Raw genomic sequence first — 12,092 nt, 5'->3', positions numbered from 1 at the left:
TAGCCCATCTTATTCACCGGCGATGTCGTGAAGGGTTGGCGGGAGTGGTGTAAGCATTTGCATTGTTGTAGGAATGTGGTTGTTCAAGCCAGACCTGCAACGGGGCAAAAAATGCCACAGACCACACCCGCCGGATGCGATGATAGCGCGGCTGCATTTTCGTTTCCAGCGGTTGGCGGCAAGAAGGTCACAGCTGCGTTTGACGGCGGCAGGCTGACCTCGGATGGCGGTGTGCTGCTGCTGGCTCAGGCCGAGCGCATGATGGGCATCTGCCAGCAGCTTGCGGCATGTATTGCTGATCCCCGCGATCCGTCGCGGGTGGTCCATCGGCTTGAGGATATTTTCCTTGCCCGTGTGCTGGCGATCGCGTGCGGCTATGAGGATGCCGATGATCTCGACGCCCTGCGCGATGATCCTGGTTTCCGCCTGGCGCTGGGCAAGCTGCCGGGGGCAGGTGCGGGACTTGCCAGCCAACCGACCATGAGCCGATGGGAGAACGCGCCGACCACGCGCGAGCTGGCCAAGATGCTGGCGGCCATGGTCGACATCTACTGTGCCAGCTATCCCGCTGCTCCGGCAGCCGTGACGCTGGACATCGATGATACCTGCGATGTCGTGCACGGCTATCAGCAACTCTCGTTCTGGAACGGACATCATGGCGAGCGCTGCTTCCTGCCGATCCATGTTTATGACACTGCGACCGGCCGTCCGGTGGCGATGCTGCTGCGCACGGGCAAGACGCCTTCGGGCAAGGAGGCTGCGGGCCACATCCGGCGTCTGGTGCGTCATCTTCGCCGCCACTGGCCCGATACCCACATCACCATCCGCGGCGACGGGCATTATGGGCGGCCCGAGGTCATGGCCTTCTGCGAGGCTGCCGGCATCGATTACGTGCTCGGCCTGCCGACCAATGCCGCGCTGCGCGCCGATCCCGTCATCGTCACGGCTGCCGATGCCTGTGCGGTCCGCCGCGCCGAGGAAGGCCGCGTGGTCCTGCGCAGCTATGCCGAGACCCGCTACGGCGCGAAGAGCTGGAACTGCCAGCGCCGCGTCGTCGCCCGGATCGAGGCCAGCACGCTGGGCATGGACATCCGCTACGTCGTCACATCGCTGACCGAGGGCTCGGCCGAGCACATCTACGACACGCTCTACTGCGCGCGCGGACAGGCAGAGAACCTGATCAAGCTGCACAAGACACAGCTGGCCAGCGATCGCACCTCGTGCCGGTCGGCCAATGCCAATCAGATGCGCCTGATCCTGCACACCGCCGCCTACTGGCTCCTGTGGCGCGTCCAGCAGGCGATGCCGAAGACCGCCGCTCTGGCGAGGGCTGAGTTTACCACCCTGCGCCTGCGGCTGCTCAAGGTTGCCGCCCGCGTCATGGAAAGCGCTACCCGCATCCGCGTCGCGTTCGCCTCGGCCTGTCCCGACGCCGATCTGCTGCGCGCCATCGTTCTCGCGCTCAAGCCTGCGCCCACATAGCCGGTGCGGCAGTGCCGCCGAAACCCCCGAGCCAGTCCTTCAACCCGAAAAGCCCATCGATCACAGCGCGGTGAAAAACTCCGCCAAAGGCGCTCGCCCGCGTCACGCCGCCAGCGGCACCGCCGGCGCCGGGTAGCCTGCAAACGCACCCTCATGAATAAGAGAGGCTAGACGTCAGCACCAGATGTGATGCTTGATCAGCAATATGGCTGGCGATGACCGTCGCACCTTTGCCAGCGGAAAGCATATTGAAGCTGCCGGTCGTGGCTGGATCCGGTTGCAGCCGGATGATTGTAGCGGATGCGAAAGGGTCCCAGATGGCGGGACTTTGCGTGGCGGTATGTTCAGGGTCGGCCGCGAAAGACCAACCCCCAGTGCTTGGCCAGACGTTTGCACGCTATGGGCGCTGCGTCGATGGCACGAGCATATTGGGCACGATAATCGGGATTGCGGCGCAGGAATTCCTGCGCGAAGTCCGCACGGTCGTGTGCTTCAAAGGCTTTGGCGTAACTCTCCGAACGCCAGTCGGGCTTCTCTTCCATCACAGCTCTCCTGTGAGGTTTTTTGGAGTCGGATGATCATGTTACCGGCAAGCTCCGAGAAGTGCCGGAGTCAGTGGCACGCTATCAGCGCGAAATGCACAATCGATTGCGCCACAATCGTGGAAAGTCTGGAGTTTAGTTTGTGCGAGGATCCAGCAAATGACGGTATCCGCTCTGTGTCATCCATTTGGCACGAGCAAGGTGGCTGTCGTAAACCAGCTTGGCCCGCTCGGGCTCCTTTTTGGGATCGATGGCGAAGATGATCGCTACCGCCTCTTCCCAGTGCGCACCCTCTTTTTCGGCGTCCAGCAGACGCAAATAGGTCACGAGGTGGCGCTCGTCATAAGCGCTTAGCCGGTCCATCTGCGGTGGTTGATCTTCGAAGTCAGGAGCCGACATGGGTCCCTCCTAAGTGTGGAGCCATAATAGTCGCGTTAACGCCGCAACACGAGTGGTGAAGCAGGCAACATTTCTCCCTAAATCCGTAGGGCATTATGCGCTTTCCCGCATAAGCTGAGACGGATTGTGGTTGCGCAACCACTTGCGAAGAACAAGCTTCTGCTTTCTGTCGTTGAAAAATTGTAAAGTTGGAACGTCGAATCTGCGAACGGGCGCTATTGTGCGGTCACTGTTCGCCAGTCTTGTCGAAGAATCGGGCCGGATCGACGACAAGTTCCTCTGCCAGTCGTTCAACCGTGTCGAGCGTGGGCGAATTTGCTGCACGTTCAAGCAGGCCGACATAATTGCGGTTGAGCCCAGCACGATGCGCCAATTCCTCCTGCGAAAGCCCACTGGCGTGACGCATTCGCCTTAAATTCGTCGCAAAAATCTCCCGAAGCTTCATGCTCCGTGGGTCGGCGGAACCCTAATATACTGCCACCCAATATACTAGGGATTCGTCATCGCCCGGTGTTGCCCGGGCGATGACTTGGCCGGGTCAGCTTTCGCTGCGTCGTGCGGGGCGGTTCCAGACCAGATCGTAGCTGCCGTCTTCAGCTTCGAAGAGCTGGGCGAAGATGGGGGCTACAAAGCTCGGATCATCGAGCTTGATCGAGAGGTAGTGCCGGTCATCCTGGGTGCGCTTTTCCCATGCCGCGCCGATTTCGACGTCGCCGACAAATACGCGGTGGCTGGGAGCATTCGAGCTGGCGCCTTCTTCTGCTGCGATACGGACCGACTTGGCCTGCAGTGCGAGAGTGGCGATCTGGCCACGGAATTCTCCCGAGACCTTCTTGAAATTGCCGATCTTTGACATGGGTATTTCCTTTCCGTTGGTCGGACCGCTCCAGTGCGGCCTCGATGCGCGGATGAAGGTCAGCCAGTGGCAGGCGCCGCAGCGTCAACCCGCAGCGTCAGCGAAGGACGGGGTGATCGGTCTTTCTTGTCTCGCGAGGAACGGCGGAACGCCGGGGGAAGAAAGTCCGAAACACACCGTTGCGGCAAGCCTGCCAAGCGAAGCGCCTTGCTGACATGGGCGCGGATCGAAAGAGGCGGTACTGGTGCTTTCCGTGTGGAAACGACACCCGCTGCATAGTTCGCGAGGTCAATCGTCGGGAGTGCTGACCAAGATAGAGCTCGAACCAGGCCAGTCGATGACGATGCAGGAGGCAATCGCCCTGACCACGCCGTCCTGCTATTCGTTCCCGACGAATGCAGCGCTATCGGGAATAGCCTCCATCTGATCGGTCGGTAGCAGAGGTTATGCCGAACCGATCGCTGCCACCCATCACGTTTCGCCAGGCGGAGATGGATGTGGCGACAGCCGCGATCGTTCCGAGAATCGCCAATGCGGGATCGCTGCTCGTCGCTAGTGAAGCCAGGCCGTGGGCAGCTTGATAGCCAGCGAAGGCGGCCGGCACCGCAAAAAGCAGCGCAATTCCAAGCCGAACCGAGGGTGATTGGATATAGGCGATCAGAAATCGGCCGATAAGCAGGGTAGCGATTCCAGCGAAAAAGCCAGTCAGAATTGCCGCAGGATAACCGTGGGCGCCGCGAAGCAGGGCAAAGCTCGTACCGATGGCGACGTAGACTGGCAGCGCCAGGCTGGCGAGCCGGAACAGGAGCGAGAGCATGTAAAGGCCGGCGATGCTCCCGAGGATGAGAAGAATGGTCATAGGCGTCCCTTGTCTGGACGCGCTCGCCACCACCACCTCAGCGCAATCTGCGCGGTAAGATTAGCACAATGAATCTCGGTTCGAAACGTCCGAGTGTCCCTGAAGTCAGCGGGCGAATGGGTCATATTCGCGCACGACCTGATCGGGGTCGCCGTCAAATTCGTCGGCAGGGATGACAAAATACCCCTGACCGGTCTTGATCAGGACGATAACCGTCATCAGCGTCCGGGAAAGGTTCAAGCCAAGTGATTGTGCGGTTGCAAGTGGCATGATGCGGCTCCTGTCGAGGAGCGGGACCACCCCGCTCGACAGTCGCCCCAAGGGCCGGGGGCTGGCCGCAATCACCGCGGCTCGGCTGCGGCCGCACGCGCTAGCGTAGCGGACCCTTCACGGGTTGATTGAAGGAGGACAGGCTTCGAGCCCAGGGATTAGCGGCTAATGCGAGTGGTTGGTCATGCCCGGGTGCAGGCAATTCGCGTAACCGGCGCCCCAACAAGATTGGCCTGTCCCGACCACCGGTCGTGTGACTATCGATGTTATTGACTGGGCTGGCTGGGACGTGAGCACGCCTGAATTGTCCCACGCTGGAATTGCACTGGTGACAATGTGGTGACAATCCCGGGGGAATTGACTGTTGTCACCAAGCCCTCGCGAGCTTCGCGAGGTTCAAAAAATTGGTTTTCTGGGAGAAAACTGGAGCGGGCGAAGGGATTCGAACCCTCGACCCCAACCTTGGCAAGGTTGTGCTCTACCCCTGAGCTACGCCCGCTCACTGGCGTTGACAGAAAGTGCTGAATCGCGCGCTTCCTGCCGGAGAGGCGGCGCGATTAGCAGCGCCTTTGCAACCCTGCAAGCGCAAAATTGGAGCGATTGGGGCTTGATCGCAAAGGGCCAAGCGGCCAGCACGGCGGGGCGCTTCACAAGCCCCTACACGCATCCCACATGGGAACCGGACGGGCGCAAACTTCACGCCTGAAAAGCAGGAGCAGATATCTTGGCCAGCATGGGACTGAGCATCGACGAACAGAAGGCGGTCGAGCGTTTCCGCTCTGCGGTGGTGGAACCCTCGCAGACCAAGCTCGTGATCCTCGACTTCTGGGCCGAATGGTGCGGCCCGTGCAAGGCGCTGACCCCGGTGCTCGAGAAGGTCGCGGGCGAATATGCCGAGAAGGGCGTGGTCCTCGCCAAGATCAATGTCGACGAGGAACAGTTCATCGCCGCGCAGTTCCAGGTGCGCTCGATCCCGACGGTCTATGCCATGTTCCAGGGCCAGCCGATCGCCGACCTCACCAATGCCCGCAGCGAATCGCAGCTGAAGGCGATTCTCGACCAGCTGCTCGCCCAGCTGCCCGTGCAGGGCGGGCCGGTGGAGGGTGGCGCTGCGCCGCAGGGCCCCTCGGCCGAAGAGCTCGCGCAGTTCGTGAAGATGGGCGAGGAAGCGCTGGCGGGCGGCGATCCGCAGCGCGCCGCGTCGATTTTCGCCCAGATCACCGAATTCGCCCCCGAGAACGCCCCTGCCCATGCCGGCCTCGTGCGCGCGCTGGTGCAGCTGGGCGAGGTCGAGCAGGCCAAGCAGGTGATGGAAGTGATCGACAGTGACCCGCGCCTTGCGACCGATGCCGCCATCGCGCCTGCCCGCAGCGCGCTCGAGCTGGCGGGCACCCGCGTCGATGACAGCGAGCTGGTGGCCCTGCGCGCCGCAGCCGAAGCCGATCCCGCCGACATGGCCGCGCAGTTCGCCTATGCCGAGGCCGCCTTTGCCGCGGGCCAGCGCGATGCCGCCGCCGATACCCTCCTCGCCATGATCGCCGCCGACCGCGAATGGAACGAGGGCGCGGCGCGGGCGAAGCTGCTCAAGATCTTCGAGGCGACGGGTCTGGAAGACGAATGGGTGGTCGGCGTCCGCCGGCGCCTTTCGCGCGTATTGTTCGGATGACCAAAAGGCTTGCCATCTTCCCCCTGACGGGCGCGGTGCTGTTTCCCGGCATGCAGCTGCCGCTCCACATCTTCGAGCCGCGCTACCGCGCGATGGTGGGCGACGCGCTGATCCGCGACCGGCTGATCGCGATGATCCAGCCGCAGCGCCCGGTCGAGGGCGCGCCGCTCTACGCCGTCGGCTGTGTCGGCCGCATCGGCGAGATCCAGGCGATGGATGACGGGCGCTACAACCTCATCCTCGAAGGCACCGCGCGCTTCCGCATGGTGCGCGAGCTCGACGTGACCACCGCCTACCGCCAGGTCGAAGCGGAAATCTACGACGAGGACGAGGACGAGACCCTCTCCCACGCCCAGCGCGGCGGGTTCGAGCGCGAGGCGCGGGCCTTTGCCGATTCGCAGGGCTATTCGGTCGACTGGGATTCGGTCGAGCGGCTTGACGATCGCTCGCTGATCAACGGTGTCTCGCAGATCGCGCCCTTCGATCCGGCGTCGAAGCAGGCCTTGCTCGAGGCGAAGACGCTCACCGACCGCTGCGAATTGCTGGTGCAGCTGATGCAGTTCTACGGCCGCCACGATGGCGGCGAGGAAATCGTGACGCTGCAATAGGGCGCCCGCCCGCATGGGGAGCCGCCTGTGGACCTTCAGATCAATGTCGCGCTCGATTACCGCTTCGCCGAGCCGTGTGACGTGCTGCTCCAGATCGAGGCGGCGGCGATCCCCGAGCAGGTGGTCAGCGATACCGCGTTGACGGTCGCCGAGGCCGCGCATTTCGCCCGCGTCCCCGCGCAGGACCATATCGGCGAGCGCATCTGGCTGCGGGTCGCCGGGCGGGTGGAAGTGGAATACCGCGCGCGGGTGCGGGTGCAGCGGATGCTCGCCGATATCGCCGATCTGCCGCAGGTGCCCCCGCATATGCTGCCGGGGGAGGCCGTGCCCTACCTCATGCCCTCGCGCTATTGCCCGTCGAACCGCTTCGTCGATCTGATTGCGGACGAATTCGCCGGCCGCGAGGGCGGGGCGAAGGTCGCCGCGATGCGCGACTGGGTCGCCGGGCACCTCACCTACGAGGCAGGCGCGAGCCATGTCGAGACGACGGCGGTCGACACCTTCCTCGATCGCAAGGGCATCTGCCGCGACTATGCGCACCTGATGATCGCGCTGGCGCGGGCGGCCGACATCCCGGCGCGGATCGCGAGCGTCTATGCCCCCGGCGTGACCCCGCCCGATTTCCACGCGGTGGCCGAGGTGTTCCTCGGCGGCGCGTGGCATCTGGTCGATGCGACCGGCATGGCGGGTGCCCATGACATGGCAAAGATCGGGATCGGCCGCGATGCCGGGGACGTCGCCTTCCTCACCGCCTTCGGGGCGATGGAGATGGTGAGCCAGAGCGTGTCGGTGGCGAAGGTCTGATTCAGCCGAACAGACGGCCGGCGACCGCGTCGAGCTTCGCCATCAGCTCCGGATCGTGCTCGTCGGGCGCGGTGATGACCGCATCGTCGAGCGCGGTGTCGATGGGGGAGGGCTCGCGTTCCTCGGGCAGGGCCTCGATGAAATTGCGCACCATCGCCCGGGCGAGCGCACCGTTGGCCTGCATCTGGCCGACCACCTGCGCGACGTCGACCGCCTCGCCCTCGCGCCAGCAGTCGTAATCGGTGACCATGCCGACGAGCGCGTAGGGCAGCTCCGCCTCGCGCGCGAGCTTGGCTTCGGGCATCGCGGTCATGCCGATCACGTCGGCGCCCCATGCGCGGTACATCCGGCTTTCCGCGCGGGTCGAGAATTGCGGGCCTTCCATCGCGAGATAGGTCGCCCCGACGGCCACCTTGCCCTTGGCCGCGAGCACCGCCTGCGCGGCCATTTCCGACAGGCGCGGGCAAACCGGATCGGCCATCGAGACATGGGTGACAAAGCCGCTGGTGAAGAAGGTCGAGGGGCGGTGGACGGTGCGGTCGATGAATTGTTCGACCACGGCAAAGCGCCCCGGCTCCAGCTCTTCGCGCAAAGAGCCTACCGCGGAAATCGCGAGAATATCGGTGCAGCCCGCGCGCTTCAGCGCATCGATATTGGCGCGGGCGTTGAGATCGGTCGGGCTGATCGGGTGCCCGCGGCCGTGACGCGGGAGGAAGCGCACCTTCACCCCGGCAATCGTGCCGCACAGGATCTCGTCCGAGGGATCACCCCAGGGGGTTTCGATCGCGATCCACTGCGCGTCCTCGAGCCCGTCGATCGCGTAGAGACCCGATCCGCCGATGATCCCGATGCACCACTCGCTGGCCATGCGCCCGTATGTCCTCTCTCTCGGCTGAGGGCCTTAGGTCAGGTCGAAGGGCGTGGGCAAGGCCTTGCGGACGATCTTTTCCGCTCCGGCATAGGGGTTTGCGATGAGCGGAAGCGCCTTCATCGCGGCAAAATGCGCGGCAAGGCCGGGCCAGCGCGCGAGCGGCGTCTCGGCCACGAGGCTGATCTGCATCAGCACGCAGGTCACCGTGATGTCGGCAATCGACAGCGCATCGCCTGCAAAGAAGGCGCGGCCAGCGAGGCGCTTTTCGAGAATGTCGAGGATCGGCGGCAGCTGGTTCGCCCAGGCATCGCGCGCCTTGTCGAGCCCGGGTTCCTCGCCCTTGGTGATGGCGAAGAAGATCGGGCGGAAAATGCCGAGCCCGCCCGCCATCGCCAGCGAGGTATCGGCTAACTCCTCGATGAACAGCGCCTCGGCATAGGCCATCGGGTCTTCGGGGTAGAGCGCCGGGGCGGGGTGCTTCTTCTCGATATAGGCGCAGATCGCGCTGGAATCGGGGATCGTGCCTGCCACGCCCTCTTCCGCCACCGAGCGGTCGCGCAGCACCGGGATGCGCTTCATCGGCGAGATCTCGAGGAACCACGGCGGCGGCGCGAAGACGTTGACGCCCTCGATCTCGAACTCGACCCCCTTGGCGATGCACACCCCCGCGGCCTTCCTGAGGAATGGCGACAGCGGGCTGCCGTAAAGCACCAGATCGGGGCGGTTCGTCGTCATGTCGTGTCCTCTCGTCGTCAAGCCGGGGTGCCTCACATAGGACGGCTGCGGCGTAGCGCAATCGTCAGGTGATTGCGCCGCCCCGGACGGCTAGAAGTTCGCGCAAAGCAGCGATTGCGTTTTCGGATGCAACGCGCCAGTTTCACGGGCGAGAGAGACGACTCCCCCATTCGTTAGAGAGGACGAAACAATGGTCACCCAGTACAAGAACCTTATCGGCGGCGAGATGGTCGGCACCGACCGCTGGCTCGACGTGGTGAACCCCGCGAACGAACAGGTGATCGGCCAGGTGCCCCATTGCGGCAAGGCCGAGCTCGACCGCGCCGTCGCCGCCGCGCGCGCCGCCTTCAAGACCTGGAAGAACACCCCCATCGAGGAACGCCGCGCCGCGATCATGGCGATTTCGGGCGCGATCAAGGCCAATGCCGAGGAACTCTACCGCCTGCTTACAGCTGAGCAGGGCAAGCCCCACGATCAGGCGCGCGGCGAAATCTACGGCGCTGCCGCCATGAGCGCGGCGCAGTCCACCCTCAGCCTCGATGACGAGATCAACGAGGACAGCGCCACCCGCCTCAGCCGCACCCGCCGCGTGCCGGTGGGCGTGGTCGGCGGCATCGTGCCGTGGAACTTCCCGGTGATGATGGCGATCCAGAAGATCGTCCCCGCGATGCTCTCGGGCTGCACCATCGTGCTGAAGCCCTCGCCCTTCACGCCGCTCACCACGCTGAAGATCGCCGAGCTGATCGCCGACAAGGTGCCCGCGGGCGTCGTCAACATCATCACCGGCGAGGACGATCTCGGCCCGCTGATCACCCAGCACCCCGATATCGACAAGATCACCTTCACCGGCTCGACCGCGACGGGGAAGAAGATCATGGAAGGCGCCAGCGCCGACCTCAAGCGCATCACGCTCGAACTGGGCGGCAACGATGCCTCGATCGTCCTGCCCGATGCCGATCCCAAGAAGGTCGCCGAACAGCTGTTCTGGTCGAGTTTCTCGAACGCGGGCCAGATCTGCGTCGCCGCCAAGCGCGTCTACATCCACGAGGATATCTATGACGAGCTGTCCGCCGCCATCGTCGAATATGCCAAGACCGTGAAGGTCGGCGACGGGAGCGAGCAGGGCACCGGCGTCGGCCCAATCCAGAACAAGAAGCAGTATGACCGCGTGCTCGAGCTGATCGAGGATGCCAAGTCGAACGGCTACAAGTTCCTGCTGGGCGGCAATGTCGATCCCTCGGGCACCGGCTACTTCGTGCCGCTGACCATCCTCGACAACCCGCCGGAAGATGCGCGCATCGTCGCCGAGGAACAGTTCGGCCCGGTCATGCCGCTGATGAAGTTCTCCTCGGAGGAGGAAGTCATCGCGCGCGCCAACAACTCGGAATACGGGCTTGCAGGGGCCGTGTGGACCGGCAACCCCGAGAAGGGCGTCGAAATCGCCGAGCAGCTCGAAACCGGCACGGTGTGGATCAACGAGTACCTCCACCTCTCGCCCTTCGCGCCCTTCGGCGGGCACAAGCAGTCGGGCTTCGGCGCCGAGTACGGCAAGGAGGGCCTCAAGGAGTTCACCTACGCGCAGGTGATCACCGTGAAGAAGGACAACGTCCCCGCCTGATACCGTGGCAATGGGGGTTGAAGAACTGGGCGCCGGGCTGGCGCGGGTCTGTGCCCGCGCCGGGCTCGGCGCTTTGTCGTTGCCGCCGCAGCGCCTGACGGGCGGGGCGGTAATGGAGAGCTGGCGCTTTGCCGCCGGCGGCTCCGACTACGTGTTGCGCCGCGCGCCGAGCCTCGCCTTCATGGAGGGGCGGCCTTACGGGCATAGCGTCGAGGCCGCGCTGATCGAGGCGGCGCGGGCCAAGGGCGTGACCGCGCCGGAGGTGGTGGCGGTGCTGGAGGAGGCGGACGGGCTGGGCTCCGGCTTCGTGATGCGCGCGCTGCCGGGGACGGCGGACCCCAAGGTGATCCTCGCCTGCGATGATCCGGGCGCGCTGTTGCGCCACATCGCCCGCGACTTGGCGCGCATCCACTCGTTGCGGCAGGGCGACGTGCCCGCAGGCGTGCCGGTGATGGATTACCGTGCCGCCATCGCCGATCTCAGGCAGCAATTCATCGACGCAGGCGGGGATCGCCCGATCATCGCGCTGGGGCTCCGGTGGCTGGAGGACAATTGCCCTTCGCCGGTCGAGCCCGTGCTCAATCACGGCGATTACCGGATGGGCAACCTGCTGGTGGACGGCTCGGTGCTGACCGGCGTGCTCGACTGGGAAATCGCCCATTTCGGCGACCCCCACGAGGACCTCGCCTTTGGTTGCATGGCCGTGTGGCGCTTCGCCCGCTACGACCGCCCCGCGCTGGGGCTGGGGAGCATCGCAGACTACATCGCCGCCTATGAGGCCGAGGCGGGGGTCACCATCGACCGCGCGCGCTTCCGCTTCTGGACGATCTACCGCACCGTTTGGTGGGCGCTCGGCTGCCTCAAGATGGCCGCCCAATGGCGCTCGGGCGCGGACCGGATGCTTGAGCGCGTGGTGATCTCAAGGCGGACCAGCGAGCAGGAGCTCGATCTGCTCCTGCTGCTGGAGGAGGATGCGCCGGAGGAAAAGCGCAGCTCCAGATTGATTCAGCTTCCGGCGGACCAGGTCTATTCCTGGACGCCGAAAGGCGATGCGGCGCTGGGAGAAATCGCGACGGCCGTTTCCGAGTGGCTCGCTACGATCAAAGACCGTGTAGAAGGACACGACAGGTTTCAACTGGCGGTGGCGCGGAACGCTCTGGGTATCCTCGCACGCGACGATGCTAAGGGACGTTACACAAACATCTGCGACTACGCGGACGACCGCGATGTCTGCCGCATGATTTTGGCAGGAGATCGGACGCTCGCGGACGGCGATATGCTCGATGCTCTGAGAATAAGGGCGCTGGCCTCAATCGAGGTGGATTCGCCCAAATACCCCGCGCTGGACGTCGCGCGCCGTATGTGGATCGAAGAGGAATAGC

General features: G+C 64.4%; 14 protein-coding genes and 1 tRNA gene. 6 read left to right on the top strand and 9 right to left on the bottom strand.

Features of this window, described 5'->3' with window-relative positions:
- Positions 1-111: 111 nt before the first annotated feature.
- Complete coding sequence (locus BZF57_RS16270; protein ID WP_066117545.1) at positions 112-1,482, top strand: IS1380 family transposase; 1,371 nt, start codon at positions 112-114, stop codon at positions 1,480-1,482.
- Between the two features lie 344 nt (positions 1,483-1,826).
- On the opposite strand, the gene BZF57_RS16265 is transcribed toward BZF57_RS16270, so the two are convergent.
- The 7 genes from BZF57_RS16265 to BZF57_RS16235 form a co-directional block, all read right to left on the bottom strand.
- The gene (locus BZF57_RS16265; protein ID WP_086739973.1) at positions 1,827-2,024 is read right to left on the bottom strand and encodes a transcriptional regulator domain-containing protein; all 198 of its coding nucleotides are present in this window, start codon (positions 2,022-2,024) and stop codon (positions 1,827-1,829) included.
- A gap of 135 nt (positions 2,025-2,159) precedes the next feature.
- Positions 2,160-2,423: a DNA -binding domain-containing protein gene (locus tag BZF57_RS16260; protein ID WP_086739970.1), complete on the bottom strand. Its 264-nt coding sequence runs from the start codon at positions 2,421-2,423 to the stop codon at positions 2,160-2,162.
- Between the two features lie 226 nt (positions 2,424-2,649).
- On the bottom strand, positions 2,650-2,868 hold the full coding sequence (locus BZF57_RS16255) for a helix-turn-helix domain-containing protein (protein ID WP_026002496.1): 219 nt from the start codon (positions 2,866-2,868) through the stop codon (positions 2,650-2,652).
- A gap of 93 nt (positions 2,869-2,961) precedes the next feature.
- Entirely contained in the window at positions 2,962-3,279 is a 318-nt protein-coding gene (locus tag BZF57_RS16250) for a DUF736 domain-containing protein (RefSeq protein ID WP_086739968.1), read from the bottom strand.
- A gap of 403 nt (positions 3,280-3,682) precedes the next feature.
- Positions 3,683-4,138 (bottom strand): hypothetical protein, encoded by a 456-nt coding sequence (locus BZF57_RS16245; RefSeq protein ID WP_086739966.1) that lies wholly within the window; start codon positions 4,136-4,138, stop codon positions 3,683-3,685.
- Positions 4,139-4,243: 105 nt separating this feature from the next.
- Positions 4,244-4,408 (bottom strand): hypothetical protein, encoded by a 165-nt coding sequence (locus BZF57_RS21460; RefSeq protein WP_165362082.1) that lies wholly within the window; start codon positions 4,406-4,408, stop codon positions 4,244-4,246.
- Positions 4,409-4,832: 424 nt separating this feature from the next.
- A tRNA-Gly gene (locus BZF57_RS16235) sits at positions 4,833-4,907 on the bottom strand.
- 234 nt (positions 4,908-5,141) lie between these two features.
- Here BZF57_RS16235 and BZF57_RS16230 point away from each other — a divergent pair.
- From BZF57_RS16230 to BZF57_RS16220, 3 genes are read left to right on the top strand one after another with little or no spacing between them, the layout of a single operon-like run.
- Positions 5,142-6,074, top strand: a complete 933-nt coding sequence (locus BZF57_RS16230; protein WP_086739961.1) for a tetratricopeptide repeat protein — start codon at positions 5,142-5,144, stop codon at positions 6,072-6,074.
- A complete protein-coding gene (locus BZF57_RS16225) occupies positions 6,071-6,682 on the top strand; it encodes an LON peptidase substrate-binding domain-containing protein (protein ID WP_086739959.1) in 612 nt (203 codons plus the stop codon). Before BZF57_RS16230 ends, BZF57_RS16225 begins: the two co-directional genes overlap by 4 nt.
- 27 nt (positions 6,683-6,709) lie before the next feature.
- Positions 6,710-7,486, top strand: a complete 777-nt coding sequence (locus BZF57_RS16220) for a transglutaminase-like domain-containing protein (protein ID WP_086739957.1) — start codon at positions 6,710-6,712, stop codon at positions 7,484-7,486.
- A 1-nt stretch (position 7,487) separates the two neighbouring features.
- On the opposite strand, the gene mtnP is transcribed toward BZF57_RS16220, so the two are convergent.
- Entirely contained in the window at positions 7,488-8,354 is an 867-nt protein-coding gene (gene mtnP, locus BZF57_RS16215; RefSeq protein ID WP_086739955.1) for an S-methyl-5'-thioadenosine phosphorylase, read from the bottom strand.
- Between the two features lie 33 nt (positions 8,355-8,387).
- A complete protein-coding gene (locus BZF57_RS16210; protein ID WP_086739953.1) occupies positions 8,388-9,092 on the bottom strand; it encodes a glutathione S-transferase family protein in 705 nt (234 codons plus the stop codon).
- A 190-nt stretch (positions 9,093-9,282) separates the two neighbouring features.
- Here BZF57_RS16210 and BZF57_RS16205 point away from each other — a divergent pair, with 190 nt between their 5' ends.
- Positions 9,283-10,710: an aldehyde dehydrogenase family protein gene (locus tag BZF57_RS16205; RefSeq protein WP_086739951.1), complete on the top strand. Its 1,428-nt coding sequence runs from the start codon at positions 9,283-9,285 to the stop codon at positions 10,708-10,710.
- Between the two features lie 10 nt (positions 10,711-10,720).
- Positions 10,721-12,091 (top strand): phosphotransferase, encoded by a 1,371-nt coding sequence (locus BZF57_RS16200; protein ID WP_086739949.1) that lies wholly within the window; start codon positions 10,721-10,723, stop codon positions 12,089-12,091.
- Position 12,092 lies beyond the last annotated feature (1 nt).

The sequence above is a fragment of the Erythrobacter colymbi genome (assembly GCF_002155685.1).
Lineage (GTDB): Bacteria > Pseudomonadota > Alphaproteobacteria > Sphingomonadales > Sphingomonadaceae > Erythrobacter > Erythrobacter colymbi.
Note: the sequence above shows the minus strand (reverse complement) of the source record. Positions and strands in the feature narration are given on the sequence as shown.